We start from the raw sequence: 19,936 nt of genomic DNA on the forward strand, positions 1-19,936 counted from the left end.
GCTGTCAGTGACTGCCGCGCTTTGTGAACGCCGTGCCATGCTTTTGTTGTAAAGTGCAACCAAGCATTTGCAGTAGCAGGGATCGCGTCAGGGATGTCATCAGTTCCCCAACCCAAGAGCTTGGTCATCGATCTGGAGGTCGCTCCCGGAAAGGAGGGGTATCCAGATCGTATCTTTAAGGTCGGGGCAGCGCGGCCTGACCTCGGTGTCGAGCTTGATCGTAAGGTCTCGAAAAATCTCCCCGAGACTCTTGCTGAAGTCGATGCGCTGTCCGATGGTGCTGGCTTTCTTCTGGGGCATAACGTCATCGAACATGACTTGCCCATCCTCAAGCAGCAGGCACCTGCGCTTGCTCTACATTCTCTGCCAGTCATCGATACCTTAAGACTATCCCCCCTGGCCTTTCCGCAGAACCCGTATCACCGGCTGGTCAAGGATTACAAACTCATCCGGGACAGCCTCAACTCGCCGCTTGCAGACTGTCGTTCAACGCTGATTCTGTTTAGAGATCAGCGGGATGCATTTGCGCAGTTAAATGAGACCAATCGTGCTGAGCTGCTCTGCTATCAGGCATTGCTTGCCCCAAGCATAAAAAGCGATCTGGGATCATTCTTTGCTTCGCTAACTGGGCAGACTGCAGTTCCGATTTCGGATCTGCAGCGGCTCATTCCGAGTCTGTTGGCGGAAACCGATCCATCATTGGATCGTGATCTGAAGGTATGTAGAGCTCGACTGGAAGCTCTCCTGGCTGAGGACCTTGAGCATACGGATTTGCATCTGCCCTTGGCCTATGCCCTTGCGTGGTTGAGAGTGTCGGGGGGCAACTCTGTCCTTGCGCCTTGGGTGCGGCATCAGTTCCCTGCTGTTGGGCGATTGATTACTGAGCTCCGGGACGTTCCCTGCGGCCGTTCAGACTGCCGCTACTGCTGCACGACCCACGACCCGCGCCATGAGCTGAAGCGCTACTTCGGCTTTGCTGATTTCCGCTACGAACGCCCCGGCCAAAGCCTGCAACACGATGTGGTTCTCGCAGGCATGCAGGGCAGACATGTGCTCGCGATCCTGGCAACCGGTGGTGGTAAATCGCTGTGTTACCAACTGCCGGCGCTGAATCGTTTTCATCGCAACGGCAGCCTGACCATCATCATTTCGCCTCTGCAGTCGCTGATGAAGGATCAGGTTGACGGGCTTCTTGAGCGAAATGTGCAGTGTGCTGCGACGCTCAATGGCCTGCTGACCATGCCTGAGCGTGCGGATGTGCTGGAGAAGGTCCAGATGGGCGATGTCGGCATTATGCTGGTATCTCCTGAGCAGTTCCGAAACAAGGCTTTCCGGCGTGCGATACGCCAGCGCCAGATCGGCGCTTGGATTTTCGATGAGGCCCACTGCTTGTCGAAGTGGGGCAACGATTTCCGTCCGGATTACATGTACGCCTCGCGCTTCATTCGCGAGCACACAGGCAATCAACCCCTGGCCCCCATTGGCTGCTTCACTGCAACGGCTAAGCCGGATGTGTTGGCTGATATCCGTGCGCATTTCAAGGAAGGTCTCGGGATTGAGTTTGATCAGTTCCTGGGGACTCATGAGCGGACGAATCTTAGCTTTGAAGTGCTGCCCTGTAGTCGAGGCGAGAAATGGCCAAGAACCCATCAATTGCTTGAGGATCACCTCGGCAGCCATGACGGTGGTGCGGTCGTTTTCGTTGCAAGTCGCAAGGGCGCTGAAGAGCTTTCAGAGTTTCTAGTCCGGCAGGGATGGCCGTGCCGCCATTTCCACGCTGGGATTGAACCCAATGACAAGAAGGATATCCAGGACGACTTCAAGGCTGGGCGGCTCCGCATCATCGTCGCCACCAATGCCTTTGGCATGGGCGTCGACAAGTCCGATATCCGCCTGGTAGTTCACGCAGACATTCCTGGTTCGCTGGAGAACTACCTTCAAGAGGCCGGCAGGGCAGGGCGTGACCAGGATGCAGCACGCTGTGTGCTGCTTTATGACTCGCAGGATATTGAGACCCAATTTGGATTGTGCGAGCGCTCCAAGCTCAGCCTCCGTGACATCCAACAAATTCTCCGCAAGCTGCGCTTCGAGTATGCCAGGCGTAAGGGCGGCGAGCTGGTCATCACCGCCGGCGAGATTCTCATGGATGAGACCGTCGAGACCTCGTTCGACGCTGACGACAGTGATGCTGAAACCAAAGTGGTAACCGCGGTTGCCTGGCTGGAGCGGGGGCAATACCTCAAGCGAGAGGAAAACAGTACACAGATTTTTCCGGCGCGCCTGAGTCTGAGCGAAGCGGACGCCGAGCAGCGTTTGCTCAAGGCCAATCTGTCGGAGCGGCGCCGTGAAGAGTTCGGCGCAATTCTGAAATACCTCTACCAGGCCGACGCCGATGAGCGGGTGAATACGGACAACCTGATGTCGCTCACCAGCCTGACTTCTGAGGAAGTTGTTAGCACCCTCAAGCAGATGGAGGAGCTGGGCCTACTCGTCAACGACACCCAACTGACCGTATTGCTGCGTCACGGGGTGGTGGACGCCTCCATTCAGCGCCTGGAGCAGACCCTGGCATTAGAGGGAACGCTATTCGAGGTACTCAGCGAGCTGGCGCCAGATGCTGAGGATGGTAGTTGGCAGGATCTCAATCTCGCGGCACTGACGGCGGGGCTCAAAGCCAGACTAGAACACGAGGATGTCATCCCGTTGCAAGTGCTTCGCCTGCTGCGCAGCCTCTCTCAAGATCGTGAAAGCAACAGTCAGCCGCGCAGCAGTTTTGAGCTAAAGCAGGTCAATCACGACTACATCAAACTGAAAGTTCAAGGTAAGTACAGCTGGTCGCAGATAGAACGTTTTGGTGAAAAGCGCCGAGTCATTGCCAGCAAGCTACTTCAATTCTTGATCGGAAAGCTGGCTCCGGCCTCCAAGGGCAAAGATCTGATGGTGCAGTCCACCTTTGGTGAGCTAGTGGGTGTGATCGAGTCGGATCTGGAGCTCTCACAGGTCATCCCCCCCAACCAGCGTCAGCGAGCAATTGAGCATGTGCTGTTGTACCTGCACAAGCAGGAGGTGCTGACGCTCAACCACGGGATGACTGTGATGCGTCGAGCAATGACCATTGAGGTAAACGCAGACAAGAAGGGCAGCTACCTCAAAGACGATTACCTGCGTCTCGATGAGCATTACAGCGAAAAGCGTATCCAGGTCCATGTGATGCGTGAGTATGCCGAGGTCGCGCTCGGCGCTATGGCGAGTGCGCTGGAGCTGGTGCTGCACTATTTCACAGACTCAAAAGATGCCTTCTTGCAGCGCTATTTCGCTGGTCGCGAAGAGGTGCTTAAGCATGCCACCAGTGAAGAGTCCTGGAGATCCATCGTTGAGGATCTGAGTACTCAACAGCGACTCATTGTGGTCGATGACGACGACGTTAATCGCTTGGTGTTGGCAGGGCCAGGGTCTGGCAAAACTCGCGTAATCGTTCACCGTATTGCGTACCTGCTGCGTGTTCGACGGGTTCCTGCCAATGCAATTGTGGCGTTGACCTTCAATCGGCATGCGGCCAATGAAATACGAAGGCGCCTCTTGAGCCTGGTTGGAGCTGATGCCTACGGCGTCAGCGTCATGACTTACCACAGCATGGCCATGCGGCTGACCGGCACTCGTTTTGAGCGTAGGGATGTTGTCGACGAGGGGGCTCTTAAACAGGTACTGGAGGACGCTGTTGAGCTGTTGGAGGGCAAGGGAACAGCCGATGGAGAGGACGACCTGCGAGAGCAGTTGTTGCGTGGCTACCGCTACATCCTGGTTGATGAATACCAAGACATCGATGCTCTGCAATACCGTTTGGTGAGTGCGCTTGCCGGTAGGCAGTCCAGTGAGGAAGGGCGTTTGTGCATTCTGGCGGTAGGCGATGATGATCAGAACATCTACGCCTGGCGCGATACCAACAACCGCTACATCGAGCGCTTTCGCGAGGATTACTCTGCTGCTACCAGTTACCTCGTCGAGAACTATCGTTCGACTCAGAGCATCATTGCGGCTGCAAATCACCTGGTGGGCAACAGCCCCGGGCGCTTGAAAGCGTCCTATCCGATCCGAATCAACCGCGAGCGCCAGTCAGATCCTCTCGGGGGACAGTGGCAGGCGCTTGATCCAGGTCGCTCTGGACGGGTTGCACGATTGGCAATTGATCCCAGCGATAGAGCTGTTGGCAACCTTCAGGCGCAGGCTGCTATAGGCGAACTCAAGCGAATGCTGGCACTGGAAGAGGGTAGCTGGAGTGGATGCGCCATTCTTGCCCGTACTCATCAGTACCTCTGGCCAGTTCAAGCGCTTTGCGAGCTTGCCGGAGTTCCCTACTTTCTGGCCTCGGATAAAGATAGTGCGCTGCCCATCACTCGGCAGCGTGATTTCGTGGCGGTTGTTGATCGGCTTCGAGAAACCAATGAGGCGCTGTCGGCTGCTATGGCATGGCAGCAGGTGTCTGCGGGGGTGGGTGAGAGCTGGCGTAGTTTTTTCCAGGAGGCTTTCACCCAATTGCAGCTCGATCTGGGTGAGTGCCAGCTCAACAGTGCTGCAATCGTGGACTGGCTCTATGACTACGCTCGGGAGATGCGCCAGCAGTCCAAGAGTGGCCTGTATCTAGGTACTGTGCATTCAGCGAAAGGCCTAGAGTTCAGGCATGTCGTTCTGCTTGATGGTGGATGGAATGTACAGACTGAGGGACTTAACGATGAGCGCCGGTTGTACTACGTGGGCATGACGCGCGCAGAGCAGACGCTGACTCTGTGTGAGTTCAGTGCAGCGAATCCTTTCAGTGGGAGTCTGTCGGCTGACATCGTGCAGCAGACCTTCACCGGCGATTACAACCCAGCTTTGGAGCGGCGTTATCTGCAGCTCAGTTTGAAGGACATCGACATTGGCTTTGCTGGACGTAGTCCTGTAACAGACCCAATCCATGAAGCACTGAGGTGCTTGGAGCCTGGAGCGGAGTTGAAGCTTGAACAGCGAGGCGAGCGCTACCTGGTACGGGACGGTCAGGGGCGAGTTGTCGGGCGGACTTCTCAGTCCTTTAAGCTGGACCTTGAGGTCGAGCGATGTGAGGTTGCTGGTGTCGTGGTCCGCTTCCTGGAGGACAGCGAAGAGCAGTATCGGTCTCTGCAGAGGTGCGAGCGCTGGGAGATTGTTGTTCCAAGGCTCTGTGGCGTGCCACAGCCTGCGTTATAGGGCCAGGGATCGTGCCCTGAGTTGATTACGGAGACTGTTAATGACAGCGCATGCCCCCCTTATCTCTACTCAGGATGATCTCTTCCACGAGGAGGTATCGCTGTTGCTTCCAGAGCGCTTTGCAATCAACTGCAAGGTACTCGATAACCCCGTTCGACAACTTGAAAGTCCAGAAAAGCGTGAGCTCTGCCGGTTACGGCCGTTCTCAGTTCGTCAAATTGCGGGCTATGAAGCGACCTTACAAACCGGCGAGATTCTGAGGATTATCAGCGCTAAGACTGCAACTCAACTCAATGCAGATTTGGTTCTATTGGTGGCTGGGGCTTCAGATCCTGCAGAAATTTCTCTGGCACTTGAGCGAGGTGAAGGCCGTTGGGTTGGCAACACCACGATCGACTTAAGCACACTCGATGCAGCTGCTCGGAAATCAAGACTCGAAGCAATTACGGCCTCTTGGGACGACGCCTTCCAACTCCGTGAAAGCCGCCCAGCTAAGGGGGACAGGCCCGCTACAGCAGGGTTACGCCGCCCCCAAATTGGAGCGCTGCATGCCTCGCTCGCCCACCTCACGCGATCAGGTTCACCTGCCACTATTGTCATGCCAACAGGTACCGGCAAGACGGAAACTATGCTCGCTCTGAATGCTCACCAGCGTTTCGAGCGATTGTTGGTTGTAGTACCGAACGACGCGTTACGTGAGCAAATCGCCGGGAAGTTTGAAACCTTTGGTGTGCTCAGGCGTCAGGAGTGCCTCAGTTCAAGAGCTGACTACCCAGTAGTAATGCGCCTTTGCCACATTCCCACCGCGGTGGGTGAAGTGGATCAGATCTTCGGCAGCGCCAATGTGGTGGTGACGACCATGCAGATTGCTGGTCGCGCCGACGCCCAGATCCAGGAGCGTATGGCTGATCACGCATCCGCTCTCTTCATCGATGAGGCCCACCACATTGCGGCTCCGACCTGGGCGCGATTCCGCAGCCTCTTCGTCGATCGTGAACTGCCATTACCTATTTTCCAATTCACTGCCACTCCGTTTCGAGAAGATGGGCGACGAGTCGATGGCGAGTTCATCTATACCTATCCGCTCAAGAAAGCGCAGGTAGAAGGCTACTTCAAGCCGATCCGCTTTGAGGCGATCTTTGGCCTGGATCAATCCGAGGCCGATGACGCGATTGCCGAAAAGCTCGGTGAGATTCTGCAAGACGATCTCAGCCTTGGTCTGAACCACTTGGCTATGGCGCGGTGCTCCACAATTGAGCGCGCCAAGGAGCTTCATCAGCTCTATAGCCGGCGGTTCCCACAACATAATCCTGCCCTGGTTCACAGCAACCAGTCCGCACGGGAAAGGCGTGCAAGCCTTGCGGCGCTGCGTCGTTTCGACAGCCGGATTATCGTGTGCGTTGACATGCTGGGAGAGGGTTTCGATTTGCCGGAGCTCAAGATCGCCGGCCTGCACGACCCACATAAAAGCGTTGCGGTCACTATTCAGTTCGTGGGTCGGTTCACGCGACAGGATCCGAGGCTCGGCGATGCAACAGTAATCGCCAACACTGGTGTGGATGACGTAGACCGCTCATTGGCGAGGCTCTATGCGGAGGATGCCGATTGGAATACGTTGGTCGAGGCGCTGAGTTCTGCGCGGATCGAACGACAGGTTCGGCGTGCGGAAATGTTCCGGGGTTTCACGGGGGACCTTCGCGACATTCCCCTGCAGTGCGGATTCCACGCCATTCGGACACTCAGCCCACGCTGATCCGGACACCTGTTCCACGATCATTCGGACAGGCAGTCGGAGCGCAGCGACGCAGGAGTGGCATTGTTAGTCTGAGGTGCCCGGCGTGCCTGGAAAGTGTCCGGATGGCCGTGGAATCGGTGTCCGGATGCTCGTGGAATGAGTGTCCGGATCAGCGTGGAATCACTGTCCGGATGTGCGTGGAATGGGTGTCCGAGTCAGCGTGGAATCCGCAGTGCCTCCGAATGTAATCGTGCAAATCGCCGCAAAGGCGTAATAAAAGTTCATCTATTGCCCGTAAATCAAGAATTAAGTTCTCCGTAGGCGAATAGTATTAACTCATCGACCGAGCCCCATCCCTTGCCGTCGGAGAGTCCAATGAACAAGAGTGCTGCACCGCGTCTGAATGGTGTACTTCTACTTGAGCAAATCCGCGTCCTTGGTGAGATCGGCGCTGACTCGGTCAACGGTGGCCGCACGCGTATCGCTCTGACCGACGCAGAGAAGGCCGGGCGCGACCAACTGGTGGCCTGGATGCATGAGCTCGATCTGGACGTATGTATCGACCGCATCGGCAATATCTTCGGCACGCTGCGCTCGGCTTCCAATCAGGGCGATCAGGCGCCCTTGATGATGGGCTCGCATATCGACACGGTGACCAATGCCGGCGCCCTGGATGGCTGTTATGGCGTGCTCGCCGGGCTCGCCGTGCTGCGGGCCTTTCGCGATGCCGGTATGTTGCCTGCGCGCTCCATAACCGTTGGTGCCTTTACCAATGAAGAAGGTGTGCGCTATCAGCCGGACATGATGGGTTCGCTGGTGTATGCCGGTGGGCTTAGTGTTGAGGAGGCTCTTGCCACCGTCGGCACCGATGGCACGCGTCTGGGTGAGGAGCTGAGGCGTATCGGCTTCGCGGGCGACCTTCAACCGGGTGCCGTGATTCCCCACGAATACCTGGAGCTACATATCGAGCAGGGGCCGATCCTTGAGGCGGAAGACACCCTGATCGGCGTGGTCGAAAACCTGCAGGGCATTTCCTGGCAACAGGTGGTGGTGCAGGGTAACGCCAACCATGCGGGCACTACCCCGACCCGTTTGCGTCATGACGCCGGTTACGTCGCCGGCGCGGTGGTCGCCGAGTTGCGCGCCATCGCCCGCGAATCCGGCGGCACCACGTTGGCCACTGCCGGCTGCATGAGCTTCGAGCCTAATTTGATCAACGTGATCGCGCGTCGGGCCACTTTCACCGTGGATCTGCGCGACCCCGACGAGGCGCGGCTGGTGGCGGCGGAACAGCGCCTAAGCCAGTTCCTCGCGACTATCGCCAAGGAGGAGGGGGTGCAGATCGGCACCGAGCTTTTGGTGCGGTTCCAGCCGGTGACCTTCGATGTCGGGCTGGCCGAAGAGATCGAGGCTTCGGCCAAACGCTTCGGTTTCAGTCACAGACGTATGACCTCCGGTGCTGGGCACGACGCGCAGATGATCGCGCGCATCGCTCCGGCGGCCATGATCTTCGTGCCCAGCCGCGGCGGTATCAGCCACAACCCTCGTGAACATACGGACGAGGAGCAACTGCTCAAGGGTGCCGAGGTGCTGCTGGACGTAGTCCTGCAACGTCTGAACCGCACCTGAGCCCATACGCCAGTACCCGAAACCGCCCGCAATCGCTGGCGGTACGGGACAAGTCTTGCCTGTCGATGGAGTCCCCCATGCTGATCGTCAATCCCAATGCAACCCAGGAAAGCTACCCTAAAGCGCTGCAGAACATCATGAGTATCCGCAAGGCCAACGAAAGCCGCGCCTGGCTGGCCGACTGGTCGCGGCTCAACAGCGGCGGCACGCCGCTCTACTCGTTACCCGATATGGCCGCCGAGCTGGGCGTGGCCGACATCCTGGTCAAGGACGAGTCGGAACGCTCGGTATTGGGCAGCTTCAAGGCTCTAGGTGCGCCAATTGCCCTGGTGCGCCTGATTCTGCGCCAGTTCCCCGAGCAGCGCTACGAGGCCCGGGGCCTGCTGGCGGGTGAGTACCGCGACGCGCTGGCCGACTTCACCGTGATCAGCGCTACCGACGGCAACCACGGTCGCGCCCTGGCCGCCGCCGCGCAGAGCGTCGGTTGCCGGTGCGTGATTGTGCTGCATGCGAATGTCAGCATCGAACGTGAGGAGGCGATTGCCACCTACGGCGCTGAGATCGTGCGCATCAGCGGCAACTACGATGAGTCGGTGGAAGAGGCGGCCGCGCTTGCCGTTAAGAACGACTGGCTGGTGGTTTCCGACACTTCTTACGACGGTTACGAGGAAATTCCTCGTGACGTGATGCAGGGCTACGGCACCATCTCGGCCGAGATCGTCGAGGTGTTGTCCCAACGCATTACTCATGTGTTCCTGCAGGGTGGCGTCGGCGGCATGGCGGCAGGTATCGCAAGCTACCTTTGGGAGCTATATGGCGCCGAACGGCCGACCTTCGTCGTGGTCGAACCGGTGCAGGCCGACTGCTTGTACCAGAGTGCCATAGCAGGCCAGGCAGCCAAGGCCACCGGCTCCGTGGATTCGGTGATGGCGGGCTTGGCCTGTGGTGAAACCTCGCCGCTGGCATGGAAGTTCCTGCAGCCCTGCGTCGATTTTTTTATGACCATCGAGGATGAACAGGCGGTCAGCGCCATGCGCCGCATCGCCGTCGGCAGCGCCAGCGATATTCCGGTTGTATCTGGTGAGTCGGGCGTGGCCGGGCTCGCGGGGCTGATCGGCCTGGACAACGATCCACAGCTGGCAGAGCAGGTAGGGTTGAATAGCGGATCTCGCATCCTGGTTATCAACACCGAAGGTGCTACTGCGCCGGGCGTCTATCGCGCGCTGGTGGGCGAGTCGGCCCAGTCGGTGCTGGCGCGGCAACTGGTGTGGCTGCAGGGGCGTTGAGCCTGAACCATGGCGCAGCGAGTTTAGCTGCGCCATGTTCGAAATTGCCTCTGTCGATACTGGTGCGCCGCGATGCGCTGCAGGCGGATATCAGACGGCGCGGGTCAGGCCGCCATCCACGCGGAGATTTTGCCCTGTGATATAGCCAGCTCCGGCAGAAGCCAAAAAACTTATGGTAGCGGCGATTTCCTCGCTGCTTCCATAGCGCTTCATAGGCACGCTTTCTCTTCGCACCTCAGTTTCGGGCAGGCTGTCGATCCAGCCTGGCAGCACGTTGTTCATGCGCACATTGTCTGCTGCATAGGTGTCGGCAAAAATCTTGGTGAACGAGGCCAGGCCAGCGCGGAAAACTGCCGAGGTCGGGAACATCTCGCTCGGCTCGAACGCCCAGGCGGTTGAGATGTTGATAATCACGCCGTTTTTCTGCTGCTGCATGATGGGCGCAACCAGCCGGGTGGGGCGAATAACGTTCATCAGGTAGGTGTCCATGCCGCGTATCCAGTCCTCATCAGATATCTCAAGGATCGGCCCGCGCGGGCCATGGCCAGCGCTATTGACCAGCACATCGATGCGCCCCCATTGCTCGACTACTTGATCGACCAGATGCTTGAGGTCCTCGTTGGATTGGTTCGAGCCTGTCACGCCGATGCCACCCAGCTCTTTGGCAAGTGCTTCGCCCTTGCCCGATGACGACAGAATCGCCACGCGACAGCCGTCCTCTGCAAGTTTGCGGGCGGCGGCAGCACCCATTCCACTGCCACCGGCAGTGATAATGGCGACTTTGTCTGCTGGCATTTGGAGTTCTCCTGATCTGAAGGGTTGTCCGAGTGGTATGGCGGTAACGGGTATGGAGCGCATAGCCGTTACCAATAGGGCAGCGGGTTACCGTCCTTTGTTTGCAGTAATTTTCATCTGTTGCCCATTGCGCGTGCGCTCAGCAGCGCTGCAGGGGGGCGCTGTCATTGCTCTGGTACTCATGCTCCCAGAAGTCTGCGCCTTTCAGGCCAATGCTGTTGGGGGTGAAGGTCGGGTTCTTGCCGGCTTTTTTCTGTTGCTCATAATCCTTCAGGGCTTTGAGTGCCGGACGGGTCAGGAAGAAGATGACCGTCAGGTTGACCCAGGCCATCAAGCCCATGCCAAGGTCACCGAGGGCCCATACCGCTGCGGCTGTCTTGATGCTGCCATGGACGATGGCAAGCAGCAGGAACAGCTTTAATGCACTGCTGGCCAGCAGATAGGTCGTGCGTGAGTTGCCCACCAGAAACGCCAGGCAGGTTTCGGCTTTGTAGTAGTAGGAGAGCAGCGTGGTGAAACAGAAGAAAAACAAGGCGGCGGCCAGGAAGATCTCGCCAAGTCCCGGCAGTGCAGACTCAATCGCCATCTGCGTGTAAAGCGAGGGCTGCGTGCCAATGTTTTCGATGATCGGTGCCATGCCGACCGGCTTCACGTCATACATGCCGGTCACCAGGATCATCAAGGCTGTGGCCGTGCAGATCAGCAGGGTGTCGATGTAGACCGAGAATGCCTGCACCAGGCCTTGTTTTACGGGGTGGGAGACCTCGGCCGCACCGGACTCGAACGTTTCGCTGCCGATACCCGCACCATTGGAGTAGACGCCGCGCTGTACCCCCATCGCAATGGCTGAGCCAATCAGGCCGCCGAATGTGGCGTCCAGGCCGAAGGCGCTGCTGAAGATAAGTGAGAAAGCTTCCGGCACCTGACCAAGGTTGAAAACCAGGATAAAGACGCAGGCCAGGATATAGCCGATGGCCATAAACGGAACCATGATCTCGGCGGCTTTGGCGATTCGCTTGGTGCCGCCAAGTATGATCAGCGCGAGCAGGCAGGCGATAGCAATGCCCGTAACAGAAGGTTCGATACCGAAGGCTTTCTCCACTGACAGCGCGACAGTGTTGGCCTGCACGCCAGGCCACAGACAACTCATGACGACAAGAGTCAGGGCGGCGGAAATTATCGCCAGCCACTTCATCTTCAAGCCTTTGGCAATGTAGTACGGCGTACCGCCACGGTATTGGCCGTTGACTTTGGTTTTGTAGGTCTGGGTCAGGGTGATTTCAATAAATGAAGTTGCACTGCCGAGGAACGCGGCTACCCACATCCAGAACACTGCGCCAGGGCCGCCCAGTGCGATAGCGGTGGCCACCCCCGCTACATTGCCGGTGCCGACACGGCTACCTAGGGACATGGAGAATGCCGCAAATGAGCTGACACCGGCCCGGGAGTCGCCACCTTGGAAAGCCAGTTTCACCATGTCCTTGAACAACCGGACTTGTACAAAGCGCGTCACCGCGGAGTAAAGCAAGCCAAGCCCGAGGAAGGAATAAACCAGCGCGGAACTCCAGACATAGCCATTAAGCCTGCCTACCACTTCTTCCATTTCATACGCCTCTTATATTTGTTTTTTCGTTTTGCTCGACAGGACCATACAAGGAACAGGCGGCTGTCATCTCAACTACCAGCCAATGATGGGGTCCACGTCGTGGTGTCCTGGTGGCCGTTTCTTTCAGGGTAGCGGAGGCCAACGTAGCGTTATCGCGTTCGGTCGTTGCAGAAATAACCATCAGATCAACGGCTCTGCCACCGATTGAACGGTCTTTGCTTCGTAATCGTATCGGGGCGGTCTGTCTTCACTTTAAGAAGCCACAGGGCCACCGAAGTGGCCCTGTGGGTGCGAGCGGCAACGAAACTAAAAAGCCCGACACAATTTGTCTCGCTGATGCTCGTACTCGTTACTCAGATTTGCGGCTGAGGCTTAGCCATTGCTGGGGAAGGCGAACTGCGCGGCTTCATGAGAAGCACGCTTGGGCCAGCGCTGGGTGATGGCTTTTTTGCGGGTGTAGAAGCGCACACCGTCTGGGCCGTAGGCGTGCAGGTCGCCGAACAGCGAGCGCTTCCAGCCGCCGAAGCTGTGGTAGGCCACCGGCACCGGCAGCGGTACGTTGACGCCGACCATGCCGACTTCGATCTCGTCGCAGAACAGGCGCGCCGCTTCACCGTCGCGGGTGAAGATGCAGGTGCCGTTGCCGTACTCGTGGTCGTTGATCAGTTGCATGGCTTCTTCCAGGCTGCCGACGCGGACGATGCACAGCACTGGGCCGAAGATTTCGTCGGTGTAGATGGTCATCTCCGGGGTCACCTTGTCGAACAGGGTGCCGCCGACGAAGTAGCCATTCTCATGGCCTGCTACGACCAGGTCACGTCCGTCGACCACCAGGCTGGCGCCTTGGGCGACACCGGCATCGATATAGCCTTTGACCTTGTCACGCGCAGCCGCGGTAACCAGTGGGCCCATGTCCAGACCACAATTGGTGCCGGCGCCGATTTTCAGCGCCTTGATTTGCGGCACGATTTTCTCGACCAGCGCATCGGCGATCTGATCACCCACGCACACGGCTACCGAGATGGCCATGCAGCGCTCGCCGCAGGAGCCGTAGGCTGCGCCCATCAGTGCGCTGACGGCGTTGTCCAAGTCGGCGTCGGGCATCAGCACCGCGTGGTTCTTTGCGCCGCCCAGGGCCTGTACGCGCTTACCGCGCTTGGTGCCTTCGCTGTAGATGTACTCGGCAATCGGCGTGGAGCCGACAAAGCTCAGGGCTTTGACTTCCGGCGCTTCGATCAGCGCATCCACCGCGACTTTGTCACCGTGCACCACGTTCAGCACGCCCTTAGGCAGACCAGCTTCTTGCAGCAGTTGGGCGATATAAAGAGTAGAGCTTGGGTCACGCTCGGACGGCTTCAAAATGAAGCAGTTGCCGCAGACGATTGCCAGCGGATACATCCACAGCGGCACCATGGCTGGGAAGTTAAATGGAGTAATACCGGCAACCACGCCGATAGGTTGCATGTCGCTCCACGCGTCGATACTCGGACCGGCATTACGACTGTATTCGCCCTTGAGGATTTCCGGGGCGGCACAGGCGAACTCGACGTTTTCGATACCGCGCTTGAGTTCACCGGCGGCGTCTTCCAGTGTCTTGCCGTGTTCTTCGCTGATCAGCTTGGCGATGGTCGCTTCGTGCTGCTCCAGTAGTTGCTTGAAGCGAAACATTACCTGGGCGCGCTTGGCCGGCGGGGTGTTGCGCCAGGTCGGGAAGGCGCTCTTGGCGGAGTCGATGGCCAGCTGCATGGTTGCGCGGTCAGCTAGGGCGACTTTCTTGGTGATGGCGCCGGTGGACGGGTTGAATACATCGGCGCTGCGGCCAGTGCCGGGAGTCAGTTCGCCATGGATCAGGTGGTTAACGATGGTCATGGAGTGTTCCTCGTTGGTCGTTCGTTGGGTGAACGAGCTTGGGCTGGTTCACAAGGTTTCGTATCCGCTTAAGAGGCTCTCCTCTCCCGGGAACAGGAGAGGGCGCGCGCATCAATCCAGGCTGTTCAGTACATCGCCGACGGCGTTGAACAGGGTGTCCAGCTGCTCGGGTTGGGTGTTGAAGGTCGGCCCGAACTGCAGGGTGTCGCCACCGAAGCGCACGTAGAAACCGGCGTTCCACAGCTTGATGCCGGCCTCGAACGGGCGAATCACGCCGTCGCCGTCACGCGGGGCGATCTGGATCGCGCCGGCCAGGCCGCAGTTGCGGATGTCGATAACATTCTTGCTGCCCTTGAGGCCATGCAGCTTCTCTTCGAATACCGGCGCCAGGGCGGCCGACTGCTCGATCAGGTGGTCGCGCTGCAGCAGCTCCAGGGTCGCCAGGCCGGCGGCGCAGGCTACCGGGTGGCCGGAGTAGGTGTAGCCGTGGCCGAACTCGACCAGGTGCTCGGGAATCGCCTGCTGCATGAAGGTGTTGTAGATCTCGCTGGAGGCGATCACCGCGCCCAGCGGGATGGCACCGTTGGTGACCTGCTTGGCGGTGTTCATGATGTCCGGCACCACGCCGAAGTACTCGGAGCCGGTCCACTTGCCCATGCGGCCGTAGGCGGTGATCACTTCGTCGAAGATCAGCAGGATGTTGTGCTGGGTGCAGATCTCGCGCAGGCGCTGCAGGTAGCCGGTGGGCGGCACGATGACGCCGGCGGAACCGGACATCGGCTCGACGATCACCGCGGCGATGTTCGAGGCGTCGTGCAGTTCGATCAGCTTGAGCAGCTCGTTGGCCAGCTCCACGCCGCCGGTGGCGGCCATGCCTTTGGTGAAGGCCAGGTGCGACTGCAGGGTGTGCGGCAGGTGGTCGGCGTCCATCATCTGGCCGAACATCTTGCGGTTGCCACCGATGCCGCCGAGGCTGGTACCGGCGATGTTGACGCCGTGGTAGCCACGGGCACGGCCGATGAACTTGGTCTTGCTCGGCTGGCCTTTCAGGCGCCAGTAGGCACGGGCCATCTTCACCGCAGTGTCGGCGCACTCGGAGCCAGAGTCGGTGTAGAACACGTGGTCGAGGCCGGCCGGGGTCAGCTCGGTGATCTTCTCGGCCAGCTGGTAGGACAGCGGGTGGCCGTACTGGAAGCCCGGGGCGTAGTCGAGGGTGCCGAGCTGCTTGGCCACGGCTTCCTGGATTTCCTTACGGTTGTGCCCGGCGCCACAGGTCCACAGGCCGGACAGGCTGTCGAACACGCGGCGGCCCTTGTCGTCGATGAAGTAGTTGCCGTCGGCACCGACGATCAGGCGCGGGTCACGCTTGAAGTTGCGGTTGGCGGAAAACGGCATCCAGTGGGCATCCAGCTTCAGCTGGCTGGCCAGTGGGGAGGGAATCTGCAGGGCCTGATTCATGGTGCGCATCCTGAGAGTGGTTGGTGCAATCAGCTTGTATCGAATTAATAGGTGAGTTAAATCTATATTTGTTGATGCTTATATTTTGGAAAACTCACCTATGCCCAAGAAATCCCCCTTGAGCCAAGTCAGCGATTTCGAGCTGCGCTTGCTCAGGCTTTTCAAAACGGTGGCCGAATGCGGCAGCTTTGCCGCGGCCGAAGGAGCACTGGGTATCAGTCGCTCGGCTATCAGCCTGCACATGAGCGATCTGGAAAAACGCTTGGGTATGCGCCTCTGCCAGCGTGGGCGTGCAGGGTTTGCGTTGACTGACGAAGGGCGGGAGGTACTACGTGCTGGCGAGGCCGTGCTGGTAGCTATCGAAGGCTTTCGCAGTGAGGTCAATCAGATGCATCAGCAGCTGCGCGGCGACCTCAATGTCGGCATCGTCAATAACCTGGTGACCCAGCCCAAGATGCGCATCACTCGGGCTCTCAAGGCCGTGCGTGCTCAGGGCCCTGGAGTCAAAATCAACCTCAGCATGAGTACCCCCGGCGAGATTGAGCGCGGCCTTCTTGATGGGCGCTTACACGTGGGCGCTGTGCCGCTGATCACGCCGCTCTCGGGTCTTGAGTACAGCCTGCTCTACGAGGAGCGCTCGAACCTCTACTGCAGTCATGAGCACCCGCTCTTCCCGCGTGCGGCCGAGGTTAGCCATGAAGATCTGAGAAGTGCGGACGCTGTGGTGCCGAGTTACCGGATGGGCGCGGAGGCCATTGGTCTTCACCAGTCCCTCAATTTCGCCGCTACCGCCACCGACCGAGAGGGAATCGCCTTTCTCATCCTGACTGGCAGCTACATTGGCTTTCTGCCGGACCACTACGCAGCGTCTTGGGTGGAGAAAGGGCTGATGGCCCCTTTGAACCCAGATCGTCTGTTCTTTGATTCCAAGTTGGCTGTCGCAGTCCGCAAGGGGCGCCGTCAAAACATCATTCTAGAGCGCTTTCTTGCGGCGCTTGAACTCACCCGCTAAACCCTGCCCACCCCTAAATCCCCCTCATTCTGCAAGTTGAGCTGATTCCATTTCGGCTCGACTTGTTGGTCATTAATTTGAAAAAAAACTATGCGCCGTGTTGACAGCGAGTTTTGGCCAGCCCTAATCTGCATGCAGCGCTGCACACATTATGGCATTCAGATCGGTACACAGAAACAGCGCTAAATCGTTCGCTCTTACTTCTGCCAACAAAAACAACGTTATCGGTGAGGTGCAACATGGCTCGGTTTTTCCCACGCTCCATCCGCAATGTGATCGCCAGCGCTGCTGCAGTCGGCGCATTGCTCGCTCAGGCCCCAGTTCAGGCGGCCGAGACACAAGTCTGGAAAGATATTCAAGCGGCTGGCGTACTGCGCTGCGGCGCAGCGGTGGCGGCTCCCTACGTCATGCGTGACGCAGCTAGCGGTCAATACAGTGGTTACTTCGTGGATCTCTGCCGCGACTTCGGCGAGAAGGTGCTGAAGGTCAAGGTCGACTTCGTTGACACCAGCTGGGATAACCTCGTCGCCGGCCTGCAGAGCAGCAAGTGGGATCTGGCCATGGCCCTCAATCAGACCCCAGAGCGCGCGCTGGCAGTAGCTTTCTCGGTGCCAGCCACCGACTACCAGGTCTCCCTGTTGGTCAACAAGGACAACCCCAAATTTGCCGGTGCCGGTAACAGCGTCGCTGATTATGACAAGGAGGGTGTGACCTTTGCCGTGATGTCCGGTACTGCTGGGGATAAATTGATTTCTGCAGCGGTGAAGAACGGCAAGATCATGCGTCTGCCTGGCATGGATGAGACTCGCTTGGCGGTCATGTCGCGCCGTGCCGACGTACTGGTAGACGCCAACGACACCAACCACCTGTTCGCCCTGGCCAACCCCGATTGGACCAAAGAAGTTCTGCCCGAGCCAGCCCTGGCCAAGCAGGGCGTCTCTTTCGGTCTGCGCCGCGATATCTCTGCCGCTGACCTTGAGGTACTGAATATCTACCTGACCCAGCGCCGCGAGACTGGCGAGATTGAAGCGCTCGTCGACAAGGCTTCTGCCGAAGTCAACGCCGCCGCAAAACCCGCCCAGTAACCACCGCATAGGCCCGAGGCCTACCTGTAGTGGGTAGGTCTCCCGGAGAACCTTCCATGAATACTCCTCGTTTGGTGGCTGCCAAGCCACAGTCCGTGCACGCCTCCGGTTCGGTGTCAGGTGGCGATTTCATCCAGTTGCGCGGCGTCTGCAAGTCGTATGGCGAGCAACTGGTGGTGATGGACGACCTCAGTCTTGATATGCGTGCCGACGACCGACTGGTGATCATCGGCCCGAGCGGCAGTGGCAAGAGTTCCCTGCTGCGGGTGCTGATGGGGCTGGAGGGTACTCAGGGTGGCACCATCAGTTTTCAGGGCAAGCCTTACATCGCTGGTGGTAAGGGGTGCGGCAAGCCGCTTGATGAGTCCCTGCGCACTCAGATCGGCATGGTGTTCCAGCACTACACCCTGTTCCCGCACCTCTCGGTACTGGGCAACCTGATTCTGGCGCCAGTCAAGGTACATGGCCTGTCCAAAGCAGAGGCCACCGAGAAAGCTCGAACCTATCTCGCCCGCCTCGGCCTGGAGAGCAAGCTTAATGCATACCCCAGCCAGCTTTCCGGTGGCCAGAAACAGCGCGTGGCCATTGCTCGTGCGCTGATGCTTGAGCCCAAGCTGATGCTGTTTGATGAAGTGACCTCAGCGCTTGATCCGGAAATGGTCATCGAGGTGCAGAACGTGATGATGCAACTGGCCGAGCAGAAGATGGCCATGATCATTGTTACCCACGACATGCATTTCGCCCGGCATATCGCGACTCGCGTGGTGTTCTGCGCCAACGGCAAGGTGGTCGAACAGGGCCCGCCGGAGCAGATATTCACTCAGCCGAAAGAAGCCCGTACCCGCGAGTTCCTTGAAAAAGTCCTGCACCTGGACTGAGGGCTGATGCCATGAGCTATGAATTTGATTTTCACTTCTTGAGTGGCAGCTTTGGTGCACTTTGGGATGGCTTGAAAGTAACCCTTGAGCTGGCGCTGGTTTCCAACCTTATTGGTTTGGTACTCGGTTTCGGTCTTTGCCTGCTAACCCTGAGTCGCTGGTTCTTCCTGCGCTGGCCGGCTCAGCTATTTATCGAGTTCTTCCGCTGCACCCCGGCACTGCTGCAGATCGTCTGGTTCTTCTACTGCGTTCCCATGCTGTTCAACGTCTTTATCGACCCCGTGGCGATGGGCTTTCTGGCGCTGGGTTTGAATCTGGCGGCATTCAACTCTGAAGCCTATCGCGCCGGTGTGCAGGCAGTGCCGAGGGAGCACCTGGACGCCTCCATCGCTCTTGGACTGCGCTCCTGGCAGCGTACCTTTTATGTGGTGTTGCCGCAGGCCGTGCGCAGTGCCCTGCCAGTGCTGATGACCAACGGCATAGGCAGCCTGCAGCAGAGTGCACTGGTGGCCATCGTCGCGGTTGCCGACCTGATGTATGTGGGCAAGAGCCTGGCCACCGAGGCCTACCGCCCTCTGGAAACCTACACCCTGATCGCCCTGATCTACTTCGCCCTGTCGCTGCCGATTGCGCAGCTGGTGCAGTACTTCGAGCGGCGTCAGGAAGCTACGGGCACGCGCTGAGGAGAACGTTATGACCATCGATTTTTCCGTCGTTTTCCCCTTCTGGCACATTCTGCTCAAGGGCTTGGCACTGACGATTGCCATCACCCTGGTTTGTGCGCTGGTGGGCAGCCTGGTCGGCTTCCTGATCAGCCTGCTGCGCGGCGTACGCAACCCGCTGATCAAACTGCCGACCACGCTATATGTCGAGTTTTTCCGCGGCACACCTTTGTTGATCCAGCTGTTCTGGGTGTTCTTCTGCTTTCCGGTGGTGTTCGGCCTGTCTATCTCGCCTTACATATCGGTGATGCTGGCACTCACCATGTACATGGCCGCTATCACCAGCGAGACCTTCCGTGGCGCGCTCAAGTCTATCGCCAGCGAGCAGCATGACGCCTGCACGGCGCTCGGCCTGACCTCCAGGGTCAAGGTGCTTTACGTGATCTTTCCGCAGGCGTTGCTGCGAGCCACGCCACCGCTGTTGTCGAACGTGGTCAGCCTGTTCAAGGAGAGCGCACTGATCTCCTCGGTGGGCATCGCTGATCTGATGTTCGTCGGCCAGAGCATTTCCAACAGCACGGCCAGGCCGGTCGAGTTTCTCACTGCCGTCGCCGTCATCTACTTCCTCGTGGCTTTCCCGCTGACTCGTCTAGTCGGTGTGGTCGAAGCCCGGATGCTACGGCGCTACGCCTACTAAC

General features: G+C 58.7%; 13 protein-coding genes. 9 read left to right on the forward strand and 4 right to left on the reverse strand.

Annotated features, from left to right (window positions below; all coding sequences use genetic code 11):
* The first annotated feature begins 93 nt into the window (after positions 1 to 93).
* The 4 genes from GV001_RS11915 (at position 94) to GV001_RS11930 (ending at position 9,873) form a co-directional block, all read left to right on the forward strand.
* On the forward strand, positions 94 to 5,223 hold the full coding sequence (locus GV001_RS11915) for a RecQ family ATP-dependent DNA helicase (protein WP_160080044.1): 5,130 nt from the start codon (positions 94 to 96) through the stop codon (positions 5,221 to 5,223).
* Positions 5,224 to 5,263: 40 nt separating this feature from the next.
* Entirely contained in the window at positions 5,264 to 6,976 is a 1,713-nt protein-coding gene (locus tag GV001_RS11920) for a DEAD/DEAH box helicase (RefSeq protein ID WP_160080046.1), read from the forward strand.
* 357 nt (positions 6,977 to 7,333) lie between these two features.
* Entirely contained in the window at positions 7,334 to 8,587 is a 1,254-nt protein-coding gene (locus tag GV001_RS11925; RefSeq protein WP_160080048.1) for a Zn-dependent hydrolase, read from the forward strand.
* Between the two features lie 77 nt (positions 8,588 to 8,664).
* Positions 8,665 to 9,873: a diaminopropionate ammonia-lyase gene (locus GV001_RS11930; protein WP_160080050.1), complete on the forward strand. Its 1,209-nt coding sequence runs from the start codon at positions 8,665 to 8,667 to the stop codon at positions 9,871 to 9,873.
* A 90-nt stretch (positions 9,874 to 9,963) separates the two neighbouring features.
* On the opposite strand, the gene GV001_RS11935 is transcribed toward GV001_RS11930, so the two are convergent.
* The 4 genes from GV001_RS11935 to GV001_RS11950 form a co-directional block, all read right to left on the reverse strand.
* Positions 9,964 to 10,668 (reverse strand): SDR family oxidoreductase, encoded by a 705-nt coding sequence (locus GV001_RS11935; RefSeq protein ID WP_160080052.1) that lies wholly within the window; start codon positions 10,666 to 10,668, stop codon positions 9,964 to 9,966.
* Between the two features lie 139 nt (positions 10,669 to 10,807).
* The gene (locus GV001_RS11940) at positions 10,808 to 12,271 is read right to left on the reverse strand and encodes a sodium:alanine symporter family protein (protein ID WP_160080054.1); all 1,464 of its coding nucleotides are present in this window, start codon (positions 12,269 to 12,271) and stop codon (positions 10,808 to 10,810) included.
* Between the two features lie 375 nt (positions 12,272 to 12,646).
* Entirely contained in the window at positions 12,647 to 14,143 is a 1,497-nt protein-coding gene (locus GV001_RS11945) for a CoA-acylating methylmalonate-semialdehyde dehydrogenase (RefSeq protein WP_160080063.1), read from the reverse strand.
* A 111-nt stretch (positions 14,144 to 14,254) separates the two neighbouring features.
* Positions 14,255 to 15,601, reverse strand: coding sequence for an aspartate aminotransferase family protein (locus GV001_RS11950; RefSeq protein ID WP_160080065.1), 1,347 nt, complete (start codon positions 15,599 to 15,601; stop codon positions 14,255 to 14,257).
* A 100-nt stretch (positions 15,602 to 15,701) separates the two neighbouring features.
* Between GV001_RS11950 and GV001_RS11955 the strand changes: the two genes are divergently transcribed.
* From GV001_RS11955 to GV001_RS11975, 5 genes are all read left to right on the forward strand, one after another.
* Positions 15,702 to 16,613, forward strand: a complete 912-nt coding sequence (locus GV001_RS11955; RefSeq protein WP_160080067.1) for a LysR family transcriptional regulator — start codon at positions 15,702 to 15,704, stop codon at positions 16,611 to 16,613.
* A gap of 239 nt (positions 16,614 to 16,852) precedes the next feature.
* Positions 16,853 to 17,698, forward strand: a complete 846-nt coding sequence (locus GV001_RS11960) for an ABC transporter substrate-binding protein (RefSeq protein WP_160080069.1) — start codon at positions 16,853 to 16,855, stop codon at positions 17,696 to 17,698.
* A gap of 56 nt (positions 17,699 to 17,754) precedes the next feature.
* Complete coding sequence (locus GV001_RS11965; RefSeq protein WP_160080071.1) at positions 17,755 to 18,576, forward strand: amino acid ABC transporter ATP-binding protein; 822 nt, start codon at positions 17,755 to 17,757, stop codon at positions 18,574 to 18,576.
* A gap of 11 nt (positions 18,577 to 18,587) precedes the next feature.
* Positions 18,588 to 19,259: an amino acid ABC transporter permease gene (locus tag GV001_RS11970; RefSeq protein WP_160080073.1), complete on the forward strand. Its 672-nt coding sequence runs from the start codon at positions 18,588 to 18,590 to the stop codon at positions 19,257 to 19,259.
* A gap of 10 nt (positions 19,260 to 19,269) precedes the next feature.
* A complete protein-coding gene (locus tag GV001_RS11975; protein WP_160080075.1) occupies positions 19,270 to 19,935 on the forward strand; it encodes an amino acid ABC transporter permease in 666 nt (221 codons plus the stop codon).
* The last annotated feature ends 1 nt before the right edge of the window (position 19,936 follow it).

The organism is Pseudomonas sp. 8AS, from assembly GCF_902506505.1.
In the GTDB taxonomy this organism is placed as follows: Bacteria; Pseudomonadota; Gammaproteobacteria; order Pseudomonadales; family Pseudomonadaceae; genus Aquipseudomonas.